Origin of the sequence: Rossellomorea sp. GAMAL-10_SWC, from assembly GCF_049568075.1 — a bacterium.
Lineage (GTDB): Bacteria > Bacillota > Bacilli > Bacillales > Bacillaceae_G > Gottfriedia.
In genome coordinates this window covers 414,856-439,585 of the sequence record NZ_CP144911.1, presented here as the reverse complement: position 1 = coordinate 439,585, position 24,730 = coordinate 414,856, and the positions used below count along the sequence as shown (strand labels likewise).

Below are 24,730 nucleotides of genomic sequence, written 5' to 3'. Positions count from 1 at the left end.
CCCTAGACGGAAACTGCCATTTTATTTTCTAATTATTATGCTTGTACTAGAGCACCTAAATCTTTTTCAAGATATTCTCTCCATAAGCCATCCATATACATGCGACGCATTTTTGCACCAGTACGTACTACTTCTAAGCAACGTTGTTGTAACTCAGGAGTATCAGCATGATCAAGTACAATTTTGTATCCACGCTCTCCGTGAATTTCATCTGATACGATGTGTAAGTCGAAGAATTCAATCTCTTCATCTGTAAAGTTGTACTTCTCACGTAATGCTGGAGTTTGCTTACGATAAATGTCTGGAACTTGAGATTCAAGTCCTACAACTAATGCTGCAGTTGCTACTACGAAGTTTTCACGTGCTGCTACTGCAAAACACCAGCTTTGTAAACCTAGCGTTGTTGGAGCCATGTTGTTAGGATCCAATACACGCTCACGAGTTGTTCCGCAAGCTTCAGCAAATCGAATTAATAAGTCTGTATGACGATCGCCAGCGATTTCTTCTTCATACATATTTTGTAATGTGAAATCTTTCGCGTCTTCATATTTTGGTAAGTTTGGAGTGTTATGGTAGATATAAGCTAAGTAATCTGCAAAAGGTCCAACATAATGGTAATGATTTTCAGCCCAGCGAGCGAAGTGACTACGCTCTAATTTTCCTTCAGCCCATGCTACAGTAAAAGGTGCTTTTTGGCTGTGGTTCCCTTTAATCGCTTCTTCTAATTCCTTACGAAACTCATCTTTAGATAATAATCTAGTCATCCAAACTCCTCCTCCAATATGTTTATGTAGTTTAATAGTTTAGTTAAACAATCGAAGTATACCAAATCACTTAAAATACTTATAAAAACTACTAAATATGAGGTGTTTATTTGTATTTTGTATTTGGTATACCAACTAACCTTATAGTAACCCATTGTTTTTTATTTGTAAATACATTTTCACTAAATTTTCTAATTTTTCTAATTTTTAAAGAGATGCTCTACCATATAATGAGAGCGACAATGGTAGAGACTATTAAGCCTGTAGCAACAGGAAGTAAGTTTTTCCTAGCTAACTCTAAAACATTCACTCCACAAAAACTAGCAACCGCTACTAATGAGGACCACGCAATTAACGTTCCACCACCTGTCCACACAGATCCCATTTGACCGATTGCTCCTAGCGTTCCAGGCTCCATACCAACTCCAGGTGCCAACGCTCCTGATAAAGCTCCCACTAGCGGTAATCCAGAAAACCCTGAACCCTCTAACCCAGTAATCGCTCCAGTAATTAATAGACCAAAAGATGTTAAAATCGAATTATGTGGAATGATTGATTGACCAGCCTGAACTAAATCAACTAAAAACGCTGGCTTTGCTACATTTTCTCCTAAGGAAAAAATGGTACCGCTAAAGTCCGAACTACCTAAGAAGAAGAATGCTGCAATCGGAATAACTGGTCCCATTGCACGAAATGCAAATACGAATCCTTCTGTAATATGCTCACTAATTTTATCAAGAGCTTGTAAACGACGGAACGCTACACATGTTACTACTAACAACATAGTGGCAACACCACCGATAAATGCTGCACCGTCCCCTCCCTCAAAACCACTCATTTTACCATTACCGATTTTCGTTGAAAACATAAATATGATAACTGCTAGTAGTGATAGTGGGACCAATACAGCAAAGATTTTCCCCCATTTTTCACGCTCTCTATCATCGATAGTTGCTTCTGTTGCAGCAGCTATTTCGTTTGCAGAAGAGTTTTTGTTTACAAGTGACTGTAAATGTTGCAATGAAGCTTCACTTTCTGATTTACCGATTGATTTGCGTTCAGTAAAGTAAGTAATCGCGATTGCAACTCCCCCTGTAATTAAAGAGAGAATCATGACCTTACCTGACACAGCTGATGTTTGAATACCTGCTGATTTTGCAGTAAGCATTGGAGCGATCTGCATAATATAGTCTGAAGATAATGCCATACCTTGTCCTGCAATAGAAACAACCATGGCACAAGCAATTGGCGATAAACCAGCACGAATAGCCGCAGGTACTAATAGCGTACAAATAAGCGGAACGGCAGGAGTAGGCCAGAAGAATAAAGAAATGACGTATGTGACAACTAATAGAACAGCAAAAGCAATATGTCCGTTTTTCATTACCTTTTGCATCGGAGCAATCATTCTTTCATCTGCACCAGTATCTTTTAAGGAATGTAATAATGCCACCATAAAAGTGATGATTAAAAAGATTGTAAATAGCTCCTTTGCTGCTACAAGATTTGCGTTGAATAACGCTTGAAATCCACCAACAACTGATCCTTTATAAGCAACAGAAACAAGAAAGGTTCCAATGATGGTAGGCAATACAACCCCTTTTCGAAACAGCATAGTCACAATTACAACAAGTGTCATGATACCATAAAGCCAGTGAGCAACAGTTAAATCCATAAACCCCACCCTCTCATTTATAGGTACTTACAACTTACATTCTTCTAGATGTAAAAGCTTTTGGAGTTCGTTTGAAAGGTTTTCGAGTGCTTCACCTACAATCTTTTCCCCAATTTCGAAACTTGCTTTCGTTGCATCCCCAATGCAACCATTAGTCGTCATCTCTTCATATCGATAAAACCCTTGAATAGCTTTACCAGGTCGTAGTTGCTTCCATCTACCTTCGTTTTGGATGCTTCCTTTAGTAATTTTATTTGGTCTAATTAAGTGAGGAGCCAAGTAAAGTGCTTCTGACACTTCTCGTTCACAGCTGTGACCGAACAATGGCGAGTGAATAGATTCTGAGATTGAAAGTTTGGCAGATGCCGTCGTTTTAGCATAATAGATTTCTGTACCTAGCTCTTCTGACAACATGGTGCAAGCAACATTTAAAGTTGACTGATTGCCACCGTGAGAGTTTAATAATAAAAATTTTTGAATACCATGATGTTTAAGAGATATAATCATATCTTTTAAAATTGCTATAAGCGTAGTAGGTTGCAATGAAATGGTTCCTGGGAAGTTCAAATGATGGTGCGAGACTCCCATATTGACAGTAGGTGTCACAATTACATGAGGATACATTTTTTCAGCTAATTTCTCAGCCATTTTCTCAGCTAGTACAGCATCACAGCTTTCAACCATGTGAGGGCCATGCTGTTCGTGTGCACCGATTGGAATTATTGCTAGTTTTACAGTATGTAGTGCATCCTTTACTTCTTCCCAAGTCATCTCAGTTAACAAATAGGCTTTCATATTTTCACCCCCTTTCATTGTTGTATCCGCTTTCAAAACCTTCTACTTTCGTCCTATGAATTCAACATTTAAATTAAAGAGGTATTTTGTATACCTAGATGATGCAAAAAAATTACTGTGCATTTACTGTCTTTGCAATTTTCGGTATTGGGGCGTTTATATTTTCTTGTGAAATGACAATATCATCTTTGATCGTTAACTGACAGCATAATCGAATGCCTTCTTCAACCTTTTCACCTAGCATTTTTTGCTCTTTCCAGTTTGGCGGATCAAGCTTTTCTGCTCCTTCTAGCACTCTACATGCACATTTTGTACATTTACCCATCCCGCACCCGTATTTCAGTTTTGGGAATTGACGGATGCCTGCCAACACTACTAAATTCGCGTGATCACGCACTTCTTGCTCAATAATTTCTCCTTCTACATGCAAGCGTACTTTTGGCATATGTATCCCTCCAATTTAATTTTCTTAAAATTTCAAAAATTTACTCTGATTATAATTCGAATTTTTTAGAAAGTAAATACTATTATTTATTTGGAAATCTTTAACATAAATGGCCATGTCCATTCAAACAAACTTTCTTAAAAACGTTTATTGTTTTTATTAAAAATTCAGAAAATTATATTGATTAATATTTTTTTCTGTATTACACTATGAATAGAAATTTGGTATACAAAATACCTTATGCTCAATACTACATAATTAGATGAGGAGTGTGCAAAGATGGGTAAGTATATTGTTTTGACGAATAAAGACACGTTTCAAACTATTGTAGATAACGAAGGATTAAAGGCAATCGAAACATATCACTTTTATTTTTTTAACGAGCTAAAAGCTAAATATACAATTGCCGAAGTGTTGGACGACAATATTAAAATTAAACTTTACGAAAAGTATGAAGGAAAAGAATACGTGAATGATATTCGCGTAAAGTTCTTTGAGACATTTGAAACGATTGAAGCAGCACTAGAAGAGTTATACGAAATAGTAAAAGCTCAAGGAAACAGCGAGGACTCACAGCATTCCAAATTAGTGAAGTCAGACGTACTAACTGTATAGATTACATAGAAATAGCACTGATCCAGTGCTATTTCTTAATTTTACATATAAAAAAAGACAACTATCATAATGTTGTCCATAAAATCCCACTAAATAAGCCACTCTAAACCAAACAAATAAATCATTACAATGAGTAAATAACTAATTGTATAAGGAATATTCCAATTCGATACTTTAAAGGAGCTTTCTTTAACGATGCTCGACATTAATCCAATTGTTGCATTATATGGCCCTACTAAAAACGCAGAAATCGCTCCGGCTAGTAAAGACACCGTTAAAATATAAGGTGAAATACCTAAGCTTTGTGGATCAAGCGCTTCAGCCATTAACGTCAAGGTTACTGCAGGATGTAGCCCTGTAAACGCAAATGCTAACGGAATTAATGGTAATAGAATTAAAAATACCTCTGGACCTACAATATCTTTAAAATGAGTGACTGCTATATTGACCGTTTCATTTAAATTTGTACCTTTTACAACGGAAATAAAAAAACCAGCTGACAAAAAGATAAAAAATTGATCTTTCATTTTAAAGGAATAGGAATGAAAATATTCCTTTAAATTATGTAAAAATGCTTTTTGTTGCTTAATGAGAACAGACCACCCAAGAGCAAACGGAATTACTAGAATCGATACGATAATCACAAAAGAATACGAAAAAAGATGTTCTGCAAATGAAATGATGAGATTGAATAGAATAATAGCTATGAAAATATGAAAAACTTTTCTTTGAGGAGCTACACCTTCTAGTGAAGCAGCAGTTTCATCTTTTGCTAAATCATTTCTATGTCCTTTCGTAACACTTTTCCGTGAATTCCTTGACGCCAATACCCAATCTAACACAATCCCCAATATACTTAACGGTAATACATATGGCAAAATAGATATCCATCTTACCCCAGTTACGCCAATTACGATTCCTACGATTGGTGTAATTGGAGCCCATAGTAGAGGCATCGCAAATCCATGTGTAATAGCTCGACTCATAAAACGCTCTTCTTTTTTTATAGAAAAAAGACTTAAGGATGGTTGAATAGAATAGTAAGTCATTGGTAGAGTTGCCAAGTTCATAAACATACTTAAAAAGTAGGATATTCCTGATGTCATTATGTACAACTGGCCAGATGTGTTTACTTTCTTCTGTATGATCGTTTGAATACCCTTTGCATATCCTCCCAGTTTAACTGGAAAACCTAATATTGGAATGACTGCAAACATAGTAAGTAAATCAAGCATTGGACCGAATGAAAGGATATATTCTTTTATACTCATATTGCTTCTCCAAAGAAGAATACATCCTATAAGTAAAAAAATACTCCCTATTGTTCTAACGAGCGATTTAACTGTAAACATCGTATAAAGAACAATAAAGGCACATAAAGAAGAAATAATAAATTGTAAATCCCAATGAAACAAGGAAGAAGATAAATATAAAATAATTACTAATCCAAACACATACTTCAACATTGTATCACCTTCCTCTCTTCAACCTTGGTATACCAAAAGATATTAATTAGTCTATTTTACAAGAAATTATACCATAAATACCTTGTTTTGGTATACAATTTTATATTTTTCTGTTTTTCACTGAAATGATCGGTATAAGTTAGAGGTGAATACATGTTGAGCTTTGACTTTAATAAGTTATTTCTTTTTAAGTTCCTTTAAACTTTATAAAATTAAATAAGCACAATCTTTATCTAGTTTTAAATGTTATTATATTCAATTTCCATTATGTTTAACCAAGTTAAATGAGTGCACAATTTTAAAAACCTTACCGCATTTTCGATAAGGTTTTTAAATTGCCTTTTAAGAACTTCTCACTTGAATTAATTTACATTAAAAAAAGAGATATGGATGTATCAATCCCCTTATTAATGTAAATGATAAAATTAAGGGAGGTGTCTTATAATGGCAAAAGATGTACTTTGCGAAGTTGATAACTGTAAATTTTGGGCTTCTGGAAACAAATGTAGTGCTGATTCCATTTATGTTGTGAGCCATAAAGGGAAACAAGCTAAAAACAATGCTGAAACAGATTGTAAAACATTTGAAGCTGGAATGTAATTGTCTCAAAGGGTAACCTAATTAGAAGGTTGCCCTTTCTTATTTTATAGTATTGATAATAACTATCATTTTCATTCAAATTTATTCCAATTATTTTATATTATTTACATCTCGATCTTGGATCTATTTCAATTTAATCCTTATTTAATGCTACATATCAAAAAAATTATCCCTTTCAACTTTACACACTCTTAATGCGAAGGATTCATACCAGTCTTTTTTTCCACGTTCTTGAGCAACTTTGTGGGTCGCGTGCTCTTTCCATTTCTTAATTGCATCCAATGACTCCCAATATGACACCGTTATCCCCATCTCAAGATCTCGAGCGCTTTCAACTCCTAGGAATCCTGGTTGACTCGATGCTAATTCAAGCATTTTTTCAGACATCTTACTATACCCATTATCCCCATCCGTTCTTTTAGAACAAAAAAGCACAGCATAATATGGAGGATTTGGCGTTTTTGCAAATGAACTCATTTTTCCCACTCCTTCTTCTATTAATCATATTTGATGAAAGAGTTAATTAATATAGACAAATTCAAAAAATGTAAATAAAAAAAAAAGCGATACTCAATGTATCGCTTTCAAATATTACTCAAAAATATAAGGATTTCCACTTATGTTATTTCTCATTTCTTCTGTTACTTGAAAATCCTTTTGTTGGTAATTTTGTTCTATTGTTTCTTCATTAATTCCGCTACCATCATAATGTACAGGTTTATTTTCCATTAAAATCACCTTCTAATTAATATTAGTTTTGTTCTATAAAACTTCATTATTAGAATATCCAATTCTGGAAAATAAATAATAAAAACGATGCAATAAAAAACGCATCGTTTCATTTTTTTATATTAATTTAGTCTCATTCACTTTATTTGTTAAAACAAAAGAATAAATCGCAGAAAGTAAAGCAAAAATAACAATAATTCCTCCTACAAATGCGTTCATTGTTACTGCATATTGAGTAATTAGAATCCCACCTAAACTTGAACCTAAAGCGATTCCTGTATGAGAAAAAGAGTTATTTAATCCAACTTGAATATCAGCCGAATCTTTTGCCACCCTCGCTAGACTATCTTGAACTGCTGGACTAATTGACCAAGATACAGTTCCCCAAAGAACAACTATAATAAATAAACTAATAATCGAACTAGGAGCGAATGTTAAAGTTAAAATAGAAATAGCTAATAACCCTAAATTAAACACTAATGTTTTACTTCCACCAAATTTATCAGTAGACCAACCACCTAACCATCCGCCTAAAATTCCTGCCATACCAAATACTAGTAAAACAATACTGATCATATTAGTAGATAATCCCATCGTTTTCATTAAGTATGGTGTAAAGTAAGTATAAATTGTAAAATGTCCTGTTAATTGTAAAAAAGAAATTAGTTGAATCGATAAAATACGTTTATTTTTTAGTGTTGCTACTTGTTTAATCAATGGGATTGTAGGCTGACCTTTAACTTTTGGTAAAAATTTATAAACCCCTAGCATAGCCAATAAGCTTAATAAACCAACTAAAACAAATGTCATTCTCCAACCGAAGTTTTCTCCAATTACTGTACCCAAAGGGACACCAAAAACTAGAGATGAACTGATCCCCATAAAAATAACGCCAATTGCTCTACCTCTTATTTCAGGCGAAACGATGTTTGTTGCGGTCGTTATTGAAACAACTATTACAACTGAGCAACTTGCTGCAAGTATAATACGTGCGATTAATAATACAGCGAAATTCGGACTAATAATGGAAAGAATATTTCCTAAGAAAAATACTGCTAATGCAATTAATAGTAATTTTTTACGTTCTATTTTTGAAGTGATCGCTATAAAAATAGGAGCCCCAAAAGCAAATACTACTGAAAAAATTGAAACTAGTTGACCAACCGCACCAACTGAAACATGTAAATCCCCTGCAATCATTGACAGTAAACCAGTAATAATAAACTCAACAGTTCCTGCTACAAATGTTGCAATAGCTAAAATATATATACTTTTATGCATTGCTTAACTCCTCAAGTATGATCCTATTCATTCATAATAATTTTTTGCCACATTAGTTTATTATATAGATATAACTAAAAATGTCTATGCAAAAAAAAACGAACCTACTTTAGATTCGTTTTGAAATTACTCTTCATTATTGTCTATATTTGATTTAACTAGTTTTATACTTTGATCTTCTTTATTTTCAACTAGATGTTGTAAAATGGATAATTTATTTGCCCAAAATTGCTCGTAATATGATAACCATTGTTTAATCTCTAAAAATGCTTCTGGTTGTAGTTTATATCTTTTTTCTCTGCCAACTTTTCTTCCACTAATTAATTCAGCTTCTGAAAGGATATAGAGATGTTTTGCAATTGCTGTTCGACTCATTGGAAAATTACTTGATATCTCTGAAATCGGCAATTCATTATTAGCTAATAATTTAAGTACTTCTCTTCTAGTAGGATCGGCGATCGCTTGAAATACGTCATATTTTTGTGCAGAACTGGACACTAGTTTTCAACAACCTTTTTAAGCTTCTGAACAATACCAGTCCAACCACCATTCATATTGTCGCGTACTATACCACTTTTTTGGTTTGGTTTTGGAAGAATTTCATCAGCAGTTTTCCATCCACTATGGATTAACGTAAATTCAGTTTGATCCCCTAAATCTTTTAAATTAAATGATACTACCCATCCATCAACATCCCAAGTAAATGATACTCGATTTGGTTCATCAATTTCTAAAACTTTACAAGGTGATGGACCGAATGGACCTTGCAAATGAAAAACGTGACCTACGACTGGTTTAAAATCATTTGGCATGAACCATGCAGATATACCTTCCGATGTTGATACGACTTCCCAAACTTTTTGAATAGGTGCATTATATATAAGAGTTTGTTTAATATCTTCAACTTGGTTTTGTACGCCCATTTCAATCCTTCTTTCTAGTTAATATAAAACCTTTTGGTTATATTTGAAATTATATACAACCGTTTGGTTTCATGTCAATTTAATTTTACGTACTTATTTTTACCTCGAGTAATTAAATTATTATAAATCGAAAAAATACCTTACATTCATCAACAAGACTATGTTATCTGTTGCAAAACGCTTTCATACATACTAAACTAATAAAACAGGCTATGACTCAGCTTCCTTCTACATTCACTGATTAGAGCGTCTAGCGGGTCTCTTTCCTGTATTCCTTATCAGAATTGATAAGGTTACGAGGCTATATTGAATCTTCCTTCTATTAGGTTTGTACTCTAAGTACTTTTTCTAGATTCAATAATTTCCTCGTTTTTTTATTATAAAATTTGGAGGCTATACATGAATCAAACAAACATCCTTTTCCGAAGAAAAAATTCCCTCTATATCGAAAAACAAGAAAACAACCTCCCAAAACCATTACTTGCAACAGCCTTGAAGCAACTAGAAGCGTTCGGTTATACTTTTTCACTTGAGCTTATTGAAATTTTACAAACATGGAACGATCAAGAATTTATAGCTTGGTTTATAGATTTCAAGGGAACGATTACGAATGAATTAGGCTATAATGTTGACCATATTCCTTTTTACAAAAACTTTCCTAATGACGTAATGAAAATTGATGAAGCGGAATTATATATCAATAGCTTATTGTATTATATATTTGATGTTCAGCCTCTTACTCTAATTCAAAAACGACCACCGCTTAGAAATAAAAAAAATCTAAAAATAATTAATCTTGCAAAACAAGATGATCTAATTCAAATTATTAAAAGATTAATTGATAGTACTGGTTCTTTTAAAGCCCAAGACATTGAGGATATTCAATTTGTACTCCTAGCTCAAAATAAACCATTAAACTTACTTCCAGAACTATTTTTGTCAAAAGAAAAAATGGTTATAGTCCTAAAACTTTTGTATCAATCTAAAAAAATAAGTGAAAATGAAATCGGAAATTATTTAAAAACGGCAACAGATATTTTACGCTTTTGTGTTGCATTAAGTGATGGTGATCCTTCTTTAAGCATGAATACAAAATTTAAATCATTTAGTAGAAAAGAGCGTAAATTCGTACTTTCATTATTAAATGAAATCCCTCATGCAATTGAAGAAATGGTTAAAAGACGAAACGTATGGATAAGAATTGGAGAAAAACTACATCCTGGTGAATATTCAAAGCGTTTTCCTCATGCTGAAAATTTATTCAATATCCTTAGAAACAAAAAGCAAGTAAGCACATACCAAAGTAAAATTACTAAATACTTAAGTGAAAAGAATCTCACTAATTTAACAAGTGAATTAATAAAACGTCCTGGTGAGTTTGCTAGAAAACTAGATTTTGTTTTACGTTCATTTACTGAAGAAAATGATCAGCAATATATTGTTTCACAGTTTTCAAACGTTTGTAAAGATGTTTCAACTCCGGTTTTATTGAGTCTATGGAATCATTTTAATAAACGTAATGATGAGAGAAGAATTCGCACCTTTTTTCCTAAAGGAAATATTGCGAAACTCTATGCAATTGAAAATAAAATAACAAAACTTAGCGAAGTTATAATTGATGCTGTTTTAAATCTTATTAAAAAAACTTTGTCCGTACGTTTTTCTGTTAAAGAATCTCTTGGCAAGGTATGGATCGATGAGTCCTATCGTAACTTTACATTACCTACTGGATTGCGCTCGGCAAGTAAGTCGCTTAGAACAATACCTCGAGGTTCAACTATTCAGATTGGTGAAGGTGATATTATTAGATTCTTTCTTTATTGGAAAGAAGGAGATGTAAATGGAGTACATACAGGAAATGTTGATATTGATTTAAGTGCAGTATTTTACGATGATAATTTTAATTATATAAGTGATATCTCTTACTATGAACTAAAAAGTAAACAGCTTAAATGTTATCACAGTGGTGATTTCACAAGTGCTCCTAAAGGGGCTAGTGAGTTCATAGACTGCCATATTCCTACACTTAAAAATAATGGGATTCGTTATGTTGTATTAAGTGTAAATAGTTTTTCAGATCATTCATTTTGTAATTTACCTAGTTGTTTTGCTGGCTGGATGCTAAGAGATGATTTCAAGTCTGGCAAGGTCTTTGAGCCTAGTACTGTAATGGATCGCTTCGATCTAGCAAATGATCAAAAAATTAGTATTCCACTAATTTTTGATACTTTCGAACAGAAAGTTATTTGGTGTGATTTAGGTTTACTAGACAATATTGAATACTATAACAACGCAAAAAGTAATTCGAATAGTTTAGCAATACTAACTGAAGCTATGACTGAAAAGAATAGTATTTCTCTTTATGAACTATTAGAGTTACATGCAGTTGCCCGTGGCGAGCATGTTACGAACAAAGATGAAGCAGATACAGTATTTTCATTCAATGAAGAAGTTACTCCATACCGTTATGATTTAATAGTAAGTGAGTTTATGAGCTAAAGCTATCCCCCAGACAGTTAAATAAAATCTGGGGGATATTTAGTTTCATCTTACCATCGTTATAAATCCAGCACGCTCAGAACAAAACTCATTTTCCTCTTTAAATCCAAAATTTTCATAAAGTCTAATTGCTCTTTTATTAAACTTAGCAACTGTTAATCTGAGTGTAAAAAGATTAGTCGTTTCATGAATTCTTTCAAGAATAAACTTGAAAAATTCACTCCCAAATCCTTTCCCTGTTAGATCTGGTCTAACTCCTAATCCAATATCAACCATCCTTTTTTCATATACATCAAACTCGTTCCCTTTTGGTACTTGAGCTGACTGACCAATACAATAAAAGCCAATTAATTTCTCATTTTGGTCAATAACTGCTAAATACTGATTATTTACTAGTTCATCTAGTCCTTCTTGAGACAATTCATTATTATAAAAATCGTAAGGGGGAGCATAGCTCCAATTAAGAATTTCTGTAGCGTAAGACTCTGTCATATAACTAATGTATAATTCCATGATTTCTCCTCATCTTTCTCCTTGTTAAAACTTCAAAAATAAAAAGCATTACTCATTTAAAATAGAGTAATGCTAGATTTAAATTAAAGTCTATCTAAACTTAACTACCTGATCGAGCATAATAAATTTTACGAAACTACCCTATTTCTAACAAAGAAGAATACTCCAATGTTAATTAATAAAATTCCAAAAAATGCTGCTAATAATAACTGAATACCCAAAAGCAGGCTTGCATTATCACTAGAATTAAGGATCCACCAAATACTCGCAATGCCTAAGATGAATAGGTTAATATTAAATGCAATCGACATTGTAGCTAAAACATTGTGTGTTTTATTTTGCATTTTAACCTCTACCCACACAGATAAAATCAAGGATACGAAAATAATACTAAGGAATTCAATAAACTGTAGATTCATTTCTTATTCCTCCTAAATTTTATTTGGCAATCAACTTACTATTAGGTTATTCTTTTGATTCGTTATAAAAGAAGAAAATCCTTCCAAAAAATAGCATTATCCTTTTAAATAAGGACTTGTACCTATAACATTATTTCTAAAAGTATATCGTATTAAAAAAAGCAACCCTTTTTAAGGATTGCTCTATTTTGTCTGTTTATTTTTCATATTGAGTCCAACTAGATCCATGAATCTTATTTGAAACATCGATTATTTTTTTCTTAACTCTTTGTTCTTCAGAGCCTTTTAAAAATAATGGTTGATAATTGTTTCGGCTAGAAACTGAAGAAATTGAAAATGGTACAACTCTTATTTCTTTTTGATCTGTGAGTATTCCATTATTTAGATGAAAAGTTTGTTGGAAAACAAATGTATCTTTATCTTTTGGATTTTTATTTCCTCCGAACATAAAATTCCCTAAACTATATACGATAAATTTCCCTTTATACTCTTCAATTCCTTGAACAACATGTGGGTGATGGCCAACTATTAAATCCGCTCCATGGTCGATTGCATAATGGGCTAAATTCTTTTGTGTACTATTCGGTACATAATCTCGTTCGATCCCCCAATGGAAATGGATTAGAATAATTTTCACGCCACTTTTTCTTAAACTTTGTATATCATTATTAATTTTAATCCTTATTTCAGGTGAATCATTCCAGCCTTCATAACCTAGTGCAGCAACCTTAACACCTTTAATCGTTGTTACATATTGGTCGTTATAGCCAAAATAACCTATCTTTTCTTTTTTTAAATTGTTAATCGTATCTTCAAAACCTTTTTGCAAATAATCATGACTATGGTTGTTAGCTAAATTGACCGCTTCAATACCACTTAAAGTTAATATTTTTGCATAAGAAGGGTTCCCTTTAAAGCGAAATGTTTTAGTTGCTCTTATCTTTGCATTTGTTAACGTCGTTTCTAAATTAACAGTAGATAAATCATCTTGTTTAAAGATATTATTTAGCCCTTTTGTAAAATAAGCTAATCCATTTTTATTTGCTTCTGCTGGAAAAGAATTAATATATTGAAAATCCTCATCTGATCCAAGTGTAAAATCGCCAGCTGCGCTAATTTTTATAGTCGTTTCTATGTTTTCTGGTTTTGCCGTATTGTTATTTTCTGGCTTTTGAACTGGTGGCTTTATAGCTGGCTTTTTAATCGATTTTGGTTTATCTACTACTTTATTTTTAGTCGTCTCGTTTTTTACTAAATTGCTTTCTTCATAAACTTTCTTATAAACAAAATAACTAAATCCTGATATACAGCCAAATAGAACTAATATCATAATCCATATAAATATTTTTTTACTATTTCTTTTTTCAGTATCTTTATCCTTCCGACTCCTCATATGTTTTTATTTCTCCTTTTTATATCTTTGCTAGAAATATATTTTCGATTATTAGTGAAGTAAAAAAATCTATTTCTTTTTAGTACGGATGCCTGAACCTCCCCTACCACATTTAGACAAAGATTTTCGCTCAAAATATTGATAAAGAATACTCGTCGACTGACGAGACTAAGCGAAGGCAGAGACGTAGTTGAACTTATACTTTAGTCCTAAAATTGGTGACCACGCCTCCTCGCTGCTAATTTATACCTACTCAAGAGAAAAAAGAGAAAGTGAACTTTCCCCTCACTTTCTTATAGAAGAAACTATTTCGTTTCTTAACTTTTCAATGTTAAAACATATGCCACAAATTCATTTTGATTTTCTTTTAACATCACTTTAGAAACCAATATTTTTTTACCGGATGGACTCCAAGTAATTGGCCCAGCAATCTCGTCTAAATCAGTCGATAATTGTGTTATCTTTCTAGATTTGACATCGATCACGAATAATCCTCTTTCTCCCTTATCTTCCGAAATTACGGAAAAAGCTAATGTTTTAGAGTTTGGCGACCAACCTGCACCGAAAATTTGAGTTCCCGTAGCTAAAGATACGGTTTTTCTTCCATTTTCATCGGTAATGAACAACTCTCTTTTCGTGGCTGCAATTTTTCTAACAATAGCGAATTGCTTTTGATTTGGTGATGGAATAACCCATTCAACTTTTTGCTCGTTGTATTTTTTTCTTATTAAATTAACTTTATCAGAGCTAGCATCAATCTTATTTACTTGTCCATTTAGATCAGCCGAATACATTTGCTGAAATATTGTTGAATAAATGATTGTCTGTTTGTCGATCCATCGTCCTTCTGTCGCAAATGCATAAATAGTATCAGGCTCTGACACTTTAACCTTCCCAGTTCCGTCAGAATTTATAATAAAACCTGTACCGGAATTTCCATCCTCTGTTTGTTTATAGAAAATATGCTTTTTATCAGGCGAAATAACGGCACCTACTTGATCATGCTCCTCGCTTGCTAATACTTTTGATTTGTTTGTGTTTAGATCATATGAGAATAAATTAATGTGATAAGTATAATCACCATTATCTGTCATTACTGATTTTGGTAATTTTGTATTTTTTTGTTCAGTTAAAATTGTATGATCATCCAACCAATCCGTCCCACGAATACCCTCATAACGATCTATTTTCTCAAGGGCTAACTCGTTTGTTACAACCTCTTCATTCCCTGTTAATACGGTAATTTTTTTATGTTTTTTTTCAATTACTATATCTTCATTTTGACTTTGACATCCAGATATTAATAGTATTGTACTAACTAGAAAAAATACTTTAAGCATGTACTTTTTAAACATCACATCACCTTCCTACATTCTTACAAATTTTATGATATGTTTAGAATGTTTCTATTTTTAACATATCATGTTTCCAATTTGTAAACTTTTACTTCGCTAGCGGAAATGTAATGATAAAATTTGATCCGCTACCTTCTATCGATTCAACATGAATCGTACCATTTTGCTTTTCAATTAAATCCTTAGTTAAAGCAAGCCCTAAACCCGATCCACCAGATTGACGAGAACGATCTTTATTTACAGTAAAAAATGGTTCAAATATTTTATCCACTAATTCCGACGAAATACCAATACCTGTATCTGATATATTAATAACTAAACGATTATTTTCAATCCTATTCAAAACGTTTATTTCACCATTTGTTTTATTATATTTAATTGCGTTATCTAATAAATTCATAATAATTAATGTAAAGCTTTCTTTATCAATAAGAATCGTTGCATGATCAAAATTTGTACGGATCGATAAACCAAACTTAGTCATTTTCCCTTTCATTCTTAAACAAATATCTTCCAAAAGGGAATAAACATCGACTTTTTCTTTTACAATTTCAAAGTCATATTTATCAAGTTCTGCTAGTTTTAATATTTTTTCAACCATATCGTAAAGACGAAGTGATTCTTTTCCTATATTACTAATTGCTTCTTCTAATAATTTTGGATCATCCGAATACATGTCTAATAAATCAATATAAGCCCTAACTACAGTCAGTGGGGTTTTAAACTCATGTGTAATCGATCCGATAAACTGCTTTTGTTGTTTTTCTAAAACTTTAAGCTTTTCAACAGCTAATTGCAGATTTTCTTTTTCTTGTTGAATACCTTTTATATTATTTTGAATTTCATTACTCATGTAGAAAATTGCTTGGCTTAAATAACCCAACTCATCTTTTCGACTTAAAGTAGATCGGTCTGGATAGTTTCCTAATTGAATTTCCTCCGTTACTTTTCTAAGTTTTAAAATACTCATAACAAGAGAATTAAAAAAGAAGTAACCTATGATAAAACTAAGAATTGTAGTTACTAAACCTATTTTAATAAACAGGTTAATTGTATTATCATAAAATTTCTGATTATTAATTAATGTATAATCGAACTGAACAACTCCAATTTGATTATTAGCATTATAAATAGGTGCAAAATAAGATAATGTTTCACCGCTCTCCTGATATGCAATCTTACCTTTTAACGCATAACTTAAGGTATCTCCTACATCTCTAGTAGACTCTAAAGGAAGAGAATCTCCTACAACTTTTCCAGACATATTAAAAATTGTGACATGAAGACTACTAATAATCCCAATCTGTCTAGCAATTTCCCGACCATATCGTTTGAAAAAATCTTGAGGATTCTCTGATGTTTGGCTTAAATAAACTTGCTTTACATATACATTTGCTAATTTACTTTGCCTAGCAAGTGTTTCTTCAGTTTGATTTTGCTGGTTTTGTTTGATACCTTGTAAGACTAATATACTTAATACAATGACAGTTCCGATTAATAGAATGGCTAAAAATAAACTCGACTTAACTTTAATACTCAGTTTCATTTATTTTCACTAGATATTTTATATCCGACTCCAAAAACAGTTTGAATTAATTGTTGATAGGAATTGCCTAGCTTTTTACGTAAACGTTGGATATGAATATCGACCGTTCTCGTTCCACCTATATACTCCATTCCCCACACTAAATCTAATAATTCATCTCTACTAAAAATTCGATCCATATTTGAAATTAATAAAACAAGAAGGTCGAATTCTTTAGGGGTTAATTCTATATTCGTTCCATCAACTGTCACTTTTCTTTGAGCAGGAATTACTTGTAGCTTATTAATTGAAATACTCTTTTTTTCATCAGGCGTTGATTGTTTTTTTAGTCTTCGGAGTAAAGATCTAGTTCTAGCTAGTAATTCCCTTATATCAAACGGTTTTGTTATATAATCGTCGGCTCCAAACTCTAATCCTAAAACCCGATCAATAATATCACCCTTAGCTGTAAGTAAAATAATGCCAAGTCCTTCTTTATTTCCTATTTGTTTACATAAGTCTAAGCCGTTCATTACAGGCATCATAATATCCGATATTAAAATATCTGGATTAAAATCTGGAATCTTATCTAATGCTTCTTTTCCATTAAAAGCGTTTTCTACGATAAATCCTTCTCTACGAAATGCGTAAGTTAATGGATCTACAATACTTTTTTCATCATCTACAATTAATACTTTCCCTTGCAATTACCTCACCTAAATTCATAATTTATGTTTTTATTTTTATTTACTTAAACTTTATTTTTAGCTTATTAATATTTTCCTTAGGAAAAATTATAGATGGCTCAGTACTGAATTACTAAACGTTTTTACTATAAATGCAAAAAATTTACATCTTGGAAACATCTTGTTCTTTTTTTATTTCTTTGTTCTGCTCTTTAATTAGTTTGGACAATATTCTAGTCCTTTATCTGACATCATACATTTAGTAATGAGTACAAATGGGAGGGATTCAATGGAAAGTTACCATATTCGAAATATGCAAGATCAGTGTAAAAAATATAAACTCTGCCATGTAGTGTTTCAAACTTCTGAAAGAGCTTTATTAGAAGGGATTTTATTAGATAACAATTCGAGTAGCGCAGACTTACTTGTCCCAGAGGACCTCGCCGCACCCGAATCGCGTTATTTTGAAGTAAGACAAAATGGCGGGGAAACTTTTCGCCCTAGATACCGAGTATATAAAAAGGTCACAGTACCACTTTCTTCAGTTACAGCAATATACTTGTATCCGTATTACTACCCAAGTTACCCATATATTTATCAAAGAAAATATCATCCTCAATAGAAAAAAAAGCATCTAGAATATAGATGCTTTTTCATTTTAGATTTTGAAGTTTTATTCCGCTACAAATGCAAATATCGATAAAGGTTTGATTTCATTAGAAGTAACAGACTCTTCTAGCATTTCTATTTCTGAACGAATCAGTCCATTTAATTTACTAGGCATATTCTCAATATTATTGAGTTCAATATCGATATCAGCTAAAGTCTTATTAATCTCCCATCTAGCATCCTGTAATTTTGGAGAGAATATAGATGTTTCATTCATTATGTTCCACCCTGAAGCTTCACAGATATTTTTTATATCACTTGGAGTAAAAAGGGTGCGAATGTTTGATTCACTTTTTTGTTTTAATGACTCATACTGAGCCTGAATTAAAATAGATAATAAATGCGGGTACTGCTCAATTGAGCTTATTCTTGTATCCCATTCGGCAAAGCATAATTTTTTACCCCATTTTTTAATCTTTTTTAAGACAGCAATAAATTCTTCTTGTGATTTTAAATACCAAGAACAGTGAGACATCACAATATAATCAAACTCATTTTCATAAAAATCAACAGTTGGTGATAATATGTCAAATTCAAAATCCATTTTTAATTGTTTACCTAAATTCGATTGTAATAGGAAGTCTGCTGAATCTCCTAATGAAATTGGACTTCCGTATGTTCGTGGGCCGATATCAATTCCATGAACTAATCCATTTTCCCCGACCATGTATGCTAAAACGGCAGTCGTATCTCCTTGACCACAGCCTATTTCTAATACTTTACTTCCCTTTTCTATATTCCAAAACTCAACTAATTTAAAACGATGTTCTGTTTGAATTCTTTGTATATCAAACATCCCCTTACCTGATGCCATACAATCAATAACTGATTCAACTGCATTTTTTAGCATTGAATTCCTCCCAAGGCGATTTAAGTTTTTTAAAACTATTTTTCTACTATTATTTATCTACTTTAAAGTTTACCTCTCCTACACCTAAATCCACGTTTATTGTTAATTTAACATTAGCTTTTTCGTACGCTTCATTAACATAAACACCATTTCCTTTCGAAATTAAATCAACTACATTTACCTTGCCAATTCCCTTACTTAGATTGATCTTTACACCAACATCAGAAGGTAACACGATGGTCGTTTTCCCAACCCCTGTTTCAATATTTGCTTCGAAGCTTTTATTCCAGCTTCCACCTAAATTAACATTTAGCTCTCCGACTCCAGCCTCGATTTCTAAATCATTTAAATTCAATCCACGTAAATCAAGATTTGTTTTTGATGCGCCCGTATTAACATCTAAATCAATCGGAACTTTATTCGAAAGCTTCAAATTCCATTCATTCTTTAATTTACCAATTTTCACTTTTGGAAAATGCTTTTTAGATTGGTCAATTCTTACTTCTCCTGTGGAGTCTTTAAGCTTATATGATACATCTGGATTAAAATATTTATTGTTATATTCGATCCTTCCGTCTACCCAATTTTTTGTACCTTTAGAAACGTTCATTACTCCGGCACCTAAATCTAAACTAACATCCAATTTTTTAGCTTGATCTTTATGAATAGAAACAGTTTCTTCTTTTACCTTTTCATCGTTAAAAATTGAACAACTAGCAAGAACGAATACCGAAGTAATCATTAATAAAGCTGAAATAATAAATTTTTTCATTTTTTAACCTCCAATTAAAAACTTCTAATAATCACATTTTATGGAAATTAAAAAATCTAGATAACATCCTGCAGTATCAATCCGTCTACGACCAAAGTATGAAAGTAATTAATGTACGAGATATCCATTAATAATTATTAGATTTTTTGACAGCATTCTCCTTTAATTGTTATAAAAAGATGAATAATTCCAACTGAAACTAGCTATTCCTTCAAATTCAAATCAATTTACATACGTTTACTTGAATGTGAATAAAATGTTATGAAGGAATTGTAAAGGAGGAGAATATATGACAAGTTCTCCACTAACAACTGATCAAATGATTTCAATCATTCAAAACGGCCTTAGAAAAAGCGAATCCACAAAAAAAGTAATGATCGTAGGCGCTGGAATGGCTGGTTTGACGGCAGCTTCATTATTAAAGGATGCAGGACACCATGTCACAATCATTGAGGCAAATGATCGAATTGGTGGTCGTGCTTATACTTTACGTGCTCCGTTTAGTCATGGGTTATATTTAAATGCTGGTCCATTAAGAATCCCAAATGTCCATCATTTAACTTTAGAGTATATTAGAAAATTCAATTTGCCAGTAAATGAATTTATTAATGAAACCCAAAACGATATCATTTATGCAAATGGAATAAAAACGAATCAAGTTAACTATAAAATTAATCCCGACATCTTAAATTATCCAGTCGCACCAAACGAAAAAGGAAAAACTTCAGATGTTTTATTGGATCAAGCATTGCAGCCATTTATCAATTTTATTAATCAAAATCCATTAACTAATTGGGAAATAGTCGAAAAAAGGTATGGTAATATTTCATTTGGTTCTTTTTTAAATTCGTACTTTTCAGTAGGTGCAGTCGATATGATTGGGGTGCTCCTTGATTTTGAAGCATTTATGGGAATGTCCTTTTTAGAAGTATTAAGGGAACAGGTCACTTTTAAATCCGCAACGAAATTCTACGAAATAACAGGAGGAATGGATCTATTACCAAAAGCGTTTCTTCCTCAATTAAAGGATAATATACTATTAAATCAAAAACTGACGAAAATTATTCAAAATGGTAATTCCCTAACAATCCAAACAACTGATAATAATACCGCAAACCAATACATTATGAACGCAGATCTTGCCATTATAGCTATACCATTTTCACTTTTAAGATTCGTGGAAATTGAACCATTCCATTCGATTTCTTATTACAAGCGAAAAGCAATTCGAGAAATAAACTACATGTCTGCAACAAAAATTGGCATTGAGTTTAAAAGTAGATTTTGGGAGAAATATGGTCAATTCGGTGGTATGTCTACAACCGATTTGCCTACTAGACTTTCACTCTATCCTAGTGCTGGAATTGGCACCTCAGGTCCAGCTGTTGTCAAGGCAAGCTATACGTGGGCAGATGAGGCGCTAACATTGAGTGCCTTAACTGAAGAAGAGCGCATTCATTATGCTTTACGGGACTTGTCTAAGATTTGGGGCAACCAAGTTTATTCTGAATTTGTAACTGGAACGTCCTTTAGTTGGAGTCAAAATCCATTTTCTATTGGGGCCTTTACATTTTTTGAACCGGGGCAAGAGGAAGAACTGAATTCTTATATTTCTTCTCCTGAGGGCAGATTGCACTTTGCAGGGGAGCATACTTCTCGTTCCCACGCTTGGATCCAAGGTGCCATTGAGTCTGGGATACGGGCTGCTAATGAAGTGAATAGCCTACACTAAACTACTTAAAAGTAAGAAAGACCGGGTAATCACTGCCCGGTCCGCTTTAAGATCTGTTTAACTTGCCCAAACAAAACCTAATTTCAACAATTAATAACTATTATTATTGTATAATACCGCCTGGCCTAAATCGGCACATCATAATTTCATCAACAAAACGGCCATTTGCTTTAATATTCCCCTTCTTAACTCCCTCGACCTTAAACCCAAACTTTTCGTATAACGCTTGTGCCTTAGGATTTGTCTCCAATACTCCTAGTTCTACTCTTTCTAGCATTAACCAATGATCTGCCAAATCTAATACTTTCGTAAGCAAAGCTTTTCCAATTCCTTTATTATGATGATTTCCATCAGTTGCGATAAATAAATCTCCTACATGTGACCTGCGACCTGTTCTTTGCACTAAACCAACTATCCCTACTACATCTCCATTACATTCTGCGACAAATTCAAATTCGTTTGATTGTAAGTTTCTAATTCTATTTTCCATCATGTCCATTCGCATACTAGGTAAAAATATCATATAAGGAAAAACATTTTCTTGGGTGCATATACGATGAAGTGCCTTAGCATCATTTATTTCTACTGGTCTAATCAATACTTCCATCTATGCTCACTCCTACAAATTTTTTATATTAAATCTTCAAGCCATTCATGATTAGGATGATGAATTAAGATTGCCTCACGTAACCATGCTTTTTGTGAAAGGTTCAAATAATCTTTCACGTTTTTAAAGTCCTGATGATCCTTTTCTCTTGTATTTCTAACCTTATATAAAAGCACTATTTCTGGATTCAAATAAGGAATCCCTTCATTTGTAACACGATAAAATGAGTCAAGCTTACAAGTAATCGATTCGTCCCTTCTAAACTTCCAATCATTTAACTCGATTTCATTTAATAAAACTTCTAATTCATTTTTTGTCTTATCATTTTTGCCATGTATTTCATGAATAGGTAGTTCTAAATATTCATTCTCCCAAGTTGATAATTCCCTTTTAATGACTTTAGTAAACGTCCAGTTATGTAAATATTCTTTCAGATAAAGTTGATCCTTACGCGCAATGGCGATTTCAATATCATTGTGGTTTCTCGTTTGTTTTTCTAAGAAAAGGTCAATTGCCCATCCACCAGCTATATACCACCCTTTATTAAAATCCTTCATTCGTTTATGAACTTTATAACATTGTTCAAAAGACATAGCTTTCCTACCTCCTAATTAAAAAAGTACCACACAAAATGTATGATACTTATTAATGGATTTATTTAGTTCGAATAAATAAAAATTTTTCTACCTTAGGATGAATTGGCTCATCTGCATAAGAACGATTTGATCGATTATATGGTTGAAACCCATTATCTGAAGACTCGCTTTGGTCATTATTATCCGAGTAAAGTTGTGTTCCTAAATCACCTGAAACAATTGAGGTCTCCGAACCACCAGAAACTAAATTAGGACTGTAATTAATAAATAGTACAGTGAACAAACACAATATTGTTATCATGTTGGATAGTCTTTTCATCATGTTATTTCCTACTTTCGAGAATTTTTAATAGAGTGCTATTGTATTCTTTATATAACATGTTTTGTTTTTCTAACGATTCGTGTTTTTCATAGTAATCTGCAACAACATCATAGTATTTGATTAATTTTTCATGATCATTGGTTTGAACCCATAATGGCAAGCCAACTTCACGTAAATATGTAACTAAATTTGCTTCATCCTTTTTTGCCTCTAGCAATAAAACCTTCATTCGAATATAGGATGCACTATTTTTATCCTTTATTTTGGAGAGATTCTTACATAACAACTTAGTAGCAGTCTCGTAATCATTTATAATCATCATATTATTCGCTATATTTGAAATGACTAAAAAATACTCTTCAGTATCCTCCTGTATGTTAGATAAATAGTCTTGATAATACTTTATTGCTTTTTTATGTTGATGAGAATGATAGTATAAAAAGCCTAAATTATGTAAAGCACTCATATGTATTGTTTTATCACTTAATATGACAGAAGAATCTAGTATTTCAATTAGAAATTGCTCGGCTCGATCTAACAACTTGCTCTTAATTAATTGAAGTGAAAGTAACATTTTGGCATCAAGGATTCGTTTAATATTATTATTTTGTAGAAAAATAGGAATTGCTTTATTACAAAAATACATCGATAAGGAAGTCTGATTAATAAAGCTATATACTAAAGCTCTATAAAAGCAATATTCCTGGAAATCGATCTCGAGGTTTGGCGTAATTTCTTGTACTTCATCCATTACTAGAAGAGAGTCATTATATCTTTTTTCTTTTATGTAATATATTGATAGTGTAAACAAATATTTTATCGTTTCATATTGGGAAAATTTCTTCTTTTTTGCCTCAAGTTGTTTCCATTTTTTCTTTGCCATTTTAAGATTTTCAACAAAAATATAATATCTCCAAATTGTAATACAAAAATCATTTGATATATTAGTATAATTTATACTTTCCTCTTTCCCGATCAATTCTTCAAACAGTATTTTACTTGAATCATAGTCAGCTCGTTCGATTGAATTCCATAATCGTTTAAGTTGACTAGTCACTTCATCTATACTATCATTTTCATTAATTTCAACTCGCATCTTTCTTAAAAGCAATTCAATCGTTTCTATACCAGCCTCTTTTGTACCGTTTTCAATTTTACTTAAATGCGAAACAGAGCATATTCCTTCACATAATTTCTCCTGGGTCCACCCTAATTTTTTTCGATGATGAAAGATCATCATGCCATAATCCATAATAAAATCTCCTGTTCACCTTTATTTAAAATAGATATTTATATGACTAGAAACTATTAATTTCTTATATTAATATTTTTAATTTTCTCTTAATAATTAAATTTTATTAGATTTTCCGATACATTAATATACTTTTTCGATTTTTTTCAGACAAATTATATTCAAAAAATTTTCCCAATACAAAAAAGTCAAACAGAATGGTATGATTTTAGTACAAGCAATTAAACGATACTAACGACTAATAACT

The 24,730-nt window shown here is 32.2% G+C and carries 27 protein-coding genes; 5 read left to right on the top strand and 22 right to left on the bottom strand.

What is annotated here, in order from left to right; translation table 11 throughout:
* Positions 1-35: 35 nt before the first annotated feature.
* The 4 genes from V5E38_RS02090 to V5E38_RS02075 all read right to left on the bottom strand — a co-directional run bounded on the left by V5E38_RS02090 (position 36) and on the right by V5E38_RS02075 (position 3,679).
* The gene (locus tag V5E38_RS02090; protein WP_056471818.1) at positions 36-764 is read right to left on the bottom strand and encodes an iron-containing redox enzyme family protein; all 729 of its coding nucleotides are present in this window, start codon (positions 762-764) and stop codon (positions 36-38) included.
* A gap of 220 nt (positions 765-984) precedes the next feature.
* Positions 985-2,439, bottom strand: a complete 1,455-nt coding sequence (locus V5E38_RS02085) for a hypothetical protein (protein ID WP_499212029.1) — start codon at positions 2,437-2,439, stop codon at positions 985-987.
* A 27-nt stretch (positions 2,440-2,466) separates the two neighbouring features.
* Positions 2,467-3,234: a creatininase family protein gene (locus V5E38_RS02080; RefSeq protein WP_499212028.1), complete on the bottom strand. Its 768-nt coding sequence runs from the start codon at positions 3,232-3,234 to the stop codon at positions 2,467-2,469.
* A gap of 112 nt (positions 3,235-3,346) precedes the next feature.
* Positions 3,347-3,679, bottom strand: coding sequence for a 2Fe-2S iron-sulfur cluster-binding protein (locus tag V5E38_RS02075; protein WP_097973915.1), 333 nt, complete (start codon positions 3,677-3,679; stop codon positions 3,347-3,349).
* Positions 3,680-3,958: 279 nt separating this feature from the next.
* Here V5E38_RS02075 and V5E38_RS02070 point away from each other — a divergent pair, with 279 nt between their 5' ends.
* A complete protein-coding gene (locus V5E38_RS02070) occupies positions 3,959-4,294 on the top strand; it encodes a hypothetical protein (RefSeq protein ID WP_069033298.1) in 336 nt (111 codons plus the stop codon).
* Between the two features lie 89 nt (positions 4,295-4,383).
* Here V5E38_RS02070 and V5E38_RS02065 read toward each other — a convergent pair whose 3' ends face one another.
* Positions 4,384-5,565, bottom strand: a complete 1,182-nt coding sequence (locus V5E38_RS02065; RefSeq protein WP_499212027.1) for a hypothetical protein — start codon at positions 5,563-5,565, stop codon at positions 4,384-4,386.
* Between the two features lie 639 nt (positions 5,566-6,204).
* Here V5E38_RS02065 and V5E38_RS02060 point away from each other — a divergent pair.
* Positions 6,205-6,360: a DUF1540 domain-containing protein gene (locus tag V5E38_RS02060; RefSeq protein WP_069033300.1), complete on the top strand. Its 156-nt coding sequence runs from the start codon at positions 6,205-6,207 to the stop codon at positions 6,358-6,360.
* Positions 6,361-6,510: 150 nt separating this feature from the next.
* Here V5E38_RS02060 and V5E38_RS02055 read toward each other — a convergent pair whose 3' ends face one another.
* The 5 genes from V5E38_RS02055 to V5E38_RS02035 all read right to left on the bottom strand — a co-directional run bounded on the left by V5E38_RS02055 (position 6,511) and on the right by V5E38_RS02035 (position 9,293).
* A complete protein-coding gene (locus tag V5E38_RS02055; protein WP_499212026.1) occupies positions 6,511-6,837 on the bottom strand; it encodes an antibiotic biosynthesis monooxygenase family protein in 327 nt (108 codons plus the stop codon).
* A gap of 114 nt (positions 6,838-6,951) precedes the next feature.
* The gene (locus V5E38_RS02050) at positions 6,952-7,089 is read right to left on the bottom strand and encodes a hypothetical protein (protein ID WP_499212025.1); all 138 of its coding nucleotides are present in this window, start codon (positions 7,087-7,089) and stop codon (positions 6,952-6,954) included.
* Positions 7,090-7,206: 117 nt separating this feature from the next.
* On the bottom strand, positions 7,207-8,370 hold the full coding sequence (locus V5E38_RS02045; protein ID WP_499212024.1) for an MFS transporter: 1,164 nt from the start codon (positions 8,368-8,370) through the stop codon (positions 7,207-7,209).
* 126 nt (positions 8,371-8,496) lie between these two features.
* Complete coding sequence (locus V5E38_RS02040; protein WP_499212023.1) at positions 8,497-8,868, bottom strand: ArsR/SmtB family transcription factor; 372 nt, start codon at positions 8,866-8,868, stop codon at positions 8,497-8,499.
* Complete coding sequence (locus V5E38_RS02035) at positions 8,868-9,293, bottom strand: SRPBCC family protein (RefSeq protein WP_499212022.1); 426 nt, start codon at positions 9,291-9,293, stop codon at positions 8,868-8,870. The genes V5E38_RS02040 and V5E38_RS02035 overlap by 1 nt, the downstream gene beginning before the upstream one ends.
* A 399-nt stretch (positions 9,294-9,692) precedes the next feature.
* Here V5E38_RS02035 and V5E38_RS02030 point away from each other — a divergent pair, with 399 nt between their 5' ends.
* Positions 9,693-11,792: a TerD family protein gene (locus tag V5E38_RS02030; protein WP_499212021.1), complete on the top strand. Its 2,100-nt coding sequence runs from the start codon at positions 9,693-9,695 to the stop codon at positions 11,790-11,792.
* A 45-nt stretch (positions 11,793-11,837) separates the two neighbouring features.
* Here V5E38_RS02030 and V5E38_RS02025 read toward each other — a convergent pair whose 3' ends face one another.
* The 6 genes from V5E38_RS02025 to V5E38_RS02000 all read right to left on the bottom strand — a co-directional run bounded on the left by V5E38_RS02025 (position 11,838) and on the right by V5E38_RS02000 (position 17,704).
* Positions 11,838-12,305, bottom strand: coding sequence for a GNAT family N-acetyltransferase (locus V5E38_RS02025; RefSeq protein WP_499212020.1), 468 nt, complete (start codon positions 12,303-12,305; stop codon positions 11,838-11,840).
* Positions 12,306-12,433: 128 nt separating this feature from the next.
* Complete coding sequence (locus V5E38_RS02020) at positions 12,434-12,724, bottom strand: hypothetical protein (protein ID WP_097973929.1); 291 nt, start codon at positions 12,722-12,724, stop codon at positions 12,434-12,436.
* Between the two features lie 196 nt (positions 12,725-12,920).
* Positions 12,921-14,117, bottom strand: a complete 1,197-nt coding sequence (locus V5E38_RS02015) for a CapA family protein (RefSeq protein ID WP_499212019.1) — start codon at positions 14,115-14,117, stop codon at positions 12,921-12,923.
* 317 nt (positions 14,118-14,434) lie between these two features.
* Positions 14,435-15,472, bottom strand: coding sequence for a hypothetical protein (locus V5E38_RS02010; RefSeq protein WP_499212018.1), 1,038 nt, complete (start codon positions 15,470-15,472; stop codon positions 14,435-14,437).
* Between the two features lie 88 nt (positions 15,473-15,560).
* Entirely contained in the window at positions 15,561-17,018 is a 1,458-nt protein-coding gene (locus tag V5E38_RS02005) for a sensor histidine kinase (protein WP_499212017.1), read from the bottom strand.
* Positions 17,015-17,704, bottom strand: coding sequence for a response regulator transcription factor (locus tag V5E38_RS02000; RefSeq protein ID WP_499212016.1), 690 nt, complete (start codon positions 17,702-17,704; stop codon positions 17,015-17,017). The genes V5E38_RS02005 and V5E38_RS02000 overlap by 4 nt, the downstream gene beginning before the upstream one ends.
* 268 nt (positions 17,705-17,972) lie before the next feature.
* Here V5E38_RS02000 and V5E38_RS01995 point away from each other — a divergent pair, with 268 nt between their 5' ends.
* Positions 17,973-18,305 carry a hypothetical protein gene (locus V5E38_RS01995; RefSeq protein WP_499212015.1) on the top strand — a complete coding sequence of 111 codons (333 nt, stop codon included), beginning with the start codon at positions 17,973-17,975 and terminating at the stop codon, positions 18,303-18,305.
* A gap of 51 nt (positions 18,306-18,356) precedes the next feature.
* Here the strand turns inward: V5E38_RS01995 and V5E38_RS01990 are convergent, their stop codons facing one another.
* The gene (locus V5E38_RS01990; RefSeq protein ID WP_499212014.1) at positions 18,357-19,202 is read right to left on the bottom strand and encodes a class I SAM-dependent methyltransferase; all 846 of its coding nucleotides are present in this window, start codon (positions 19,200-19,202) and stop codon (positions 18,357-18,359) included.
* 49 nt (positions 19,203-19,251) lie between these two features.
* Entirely contained in the window at positions 19,252-19,974 is a 723-nt protein-coding gene (locus tag V5E38_RS01985; protein ID WP_499212013.1) for a toast rack family protein, read from the bottom strand.
* A gap of 289 nt (positions 19,975-20,263) precedes the next feature.
* Between V5E38_RS01985 and V5E38_RS01980 the strand changes: the two genes are divergently transcribed.
* Positions 20,264-21,706, top strand: coding sequence for a flavin monoamine oxidase family protein (locus V5E38_RS01980; RefSeq protein ID WP_499212012.1), 1,443 nt, complete (start codon positions 20,264-20,266; stop codon positions 21,704-21,706).
* Positions 21,707-21,809: 103 nt separating this feature from the next.
* Here the strand turns inward: V5E38_RS01980 and V5E38_RS01975 are convergent, their stop codons facing one another.
* From V5E38_RS01975 to V5E38_RS01960, 4 genes are all read right to left on the bottom strand, one after another.
* On the bottom strand, positions 21,810-22,313 hold the full coding sequence (locus V5E38_RS01975; protein WP_499212011.1) for a GNAT family protein: 504 nt from the start codon (positions 22,311-22,313) through the stop codon (positions 21,810-21,812).
* A 23-nt stretch (positions 22,314-22,336) separates the two neighbouring features.
* Positions 22,337-22,906 carry a nucleotidyltransferase domain-containing protein gene (locus tag V5E38_RS01970; RefSeq protein ID WP_499212010.1) on the bottom strand — a complete coding sequence of 190 codons (570 nt, stop codon included), beginning with the start codon at positions 22,904-22,906 and terminating at the stop codon, positions 22,337-22,339.
* Between the two features lie 61 nt (positions 22,907-22,967).
* The gene (locus V5E38_RS01965) at positions 22,968-23,231 is read right to left on the bottom strand and encodes a hypothetical protein (RefSeq protein ID WP_499212009.1); all 264 of its coding nucleotides are present in this window, start codon (positions 23,229-23,231) and stop codon (positions 22,968-22,970) included.
* 1 nt (position 23,232) lies between these two features.
* Positions 23,233-24,483: a helix-turn-helix domain-containing protein gene (locus V5E38_RS01960; protein ID WP_499212008.1), complete on the bottom strand. Its 1,251-nt coding sequence runs from the start codon at positions 24,481-24,483 to the stop codon at positions 23,233-23,235.
* Positions 24,484-24,730: the final 247 nt, after the last annotated feature.

Excerpts from the sequence above, each read along its gene's own strand:
- V5E38_RS02030 (WP_499212021.1), top strand. The coding sequence starts at position 9,693 with ATGAATCAAACAAACATCCTTTTCCGAAGAAAAAATTCCCTCTATATC.
- V5E38_RS02075 (WP_097973915.1), bottom strand. The coding sequence starts at position 3,679 with ATGCCAAAAGTACGCTTGCATGTAGAAGGAGAAATTATTGAGCAAGAA.
- V5E38_RS02045 (WP_499212024.1), bottom strand. The coding sequence starts at position 8,370 with ATGCATAAAAGTATATATATTTTAGCTATTGCAACATTTGTAGCAGGA.
- V5E38_RS01965 (WP_499212009.1), bottom strand. The coding sequence starts at position 23,231 with ATGATGAAAAGACTATCCAACATGATAACAATATTGTGTTTGTTCACT.
- V5E38_RS02015 (WP_499212019.1), bottom strand. The coding sequence starts at position 14,117 with ATGAGGAGTCGGAAGGATAAAGATACTGAAAAAAGAAATAGTAAAAAA.
- V5E38_RS01995 (WP_499212015.1), top strand. The coding sequence starts at position 17,973 with ATGGAAAGTTACCATATTCGAAATATGCAAGATCAGTGTAAAAAATAT.
- V5E38_RS01985 (WP_499212013.1), bottom strand. The coding sequence starts at position 19,974 with ATGAAAAAATTTATTATTTCAGCTTTATTAATGATTACTTCGGTATTC.
- V5E38_RS01960 (WP_499212008.1), bottom strand. The coding sequence starts at position 24,483 with ATGGATTATGGCATGATGATCTTTCATCATCGAAAAAAATTAGGGTGG.
- V5E38_RS02060 (WP_069033300.1), top strand. The coding sequence starts at position 6,205 with ATGGCAAAAGATGTACTTTGCGAAGTTGATAACTGTAAATTTTGGGCT.
- V5E38_RS02005 (WP_499212017.1), bottom strand. The coding sequence starts at position 17,018 with ATGAAACTGAGTATTAAAGTTAAGTCGAGTTTATTTTTAGCCATTCTA.
- V5E38_RS02070 (WP_069033298.1), top strand. The coding sequence starts at position 3,959 with ATGGGTAAGTATATTGTTTTGACGAATAAAGACACGTTTCAAACTATT.
- V5E38_RS01970 (WP_499212010.1), bottom strand. The coding sequence starts at position 22,906 with ATGTCTTTTGAACAATGTTATAAAGTTCATAAACGAATGAAGGATTTT.
- V5E38_RS02050 (WP_499212025.1), bottom strand. The coding sequence starts at position 7,089 with ATGGAAAATAAACCTGTACATTATGATGGTAGCGGAATTAATGAAGAA.
- V5E38_RS02025 (WP_499212020.1), bottom strand. The coding sequence starts at position 12,305 with ATGGAATTATACATTAGTTATATGACAGAGTCTTACGCTACAGAAATT.
- V5E38_RS01975 (WP_499212011.1), bottom strand. The coding sequence starts at position 22,313 with ATGGAAGTATTGATTAGACCAGTAGAAATAAATGATGCTAAGGCACTT.
- V5E38_RS02010 (WP_499212018.1), bottom strand. The coding sequence starts at position 15,472 with ATGTTTAAAAAGTACATGCTTAAAGTATTTTTTCTAGTTAGTACAATA.
- V5E38_RS02055 (WP_499212026.1), bottom strand. The coding sequence starts at position 6,837 with ATGAGTTCATTTGCAAAAACGCCAAATCCTCCATATTATGCTGTGCTT.
- V5E38_RS02035 (WP_499212022.1), bottom strand. The coding sequence starts at position 9,293 with ATGGGCGTACAAAACCAAGTTGAAGATATTAAACAAACTCTTATATAT.
- V5E38_RS01990 (WP_499212014.1), bottom strand. The coding sequence starts at position 19,202 with ATGCTAAAAAATGCAGTTGAATCAGTTATTGATTGTATGGCATCAGGT.
- V5E38_RS02065 (WP_499212027.1), bottom strand. The coding sequence starts at position 5,565 with ATGAGTATAAAAGAATATATCCTTTCATTCGGTCCAATGCTTGATTTA.
- V5E38_RS01980 (WP_499212012.1), top strand. The coding sequence starts at position 20,264 with ATGACAAGTTCTCCACTAACAACTGATCAAATGATTTCAATCATTCAA.
- V5E38_RS02085 (WP_499212029.1), bottom strand. The coding sequence starts at position 2,439 with ATGGATTTAACTGTTGCTCACTGGCTTTATGGTATCATGACACTTGTT.
- V5E38_RS02080 (WP_499212028.1), bottom strand. The coding sequence starts at position 3,234 with ATGAAAGCCTATTTGTTAACTGAGATGACTTGGGAAGAAGTAAAGGAT.
- V5E38_RS02020 (WP_097973929.1), bottom strand. The coding sequence starts at position 12,724 with ATGAATCTACAGTTTATTGAATTCCTTAGTATTATTTTCGTATCCTTG.
- V5E38_RS02090 (WP_056471818.1), bottom strand. The coding sequence starts at position 764 with ATGACTAGATTATTATCTAAAGATGAGTTTCGTAAGGAATTAGAAGAA.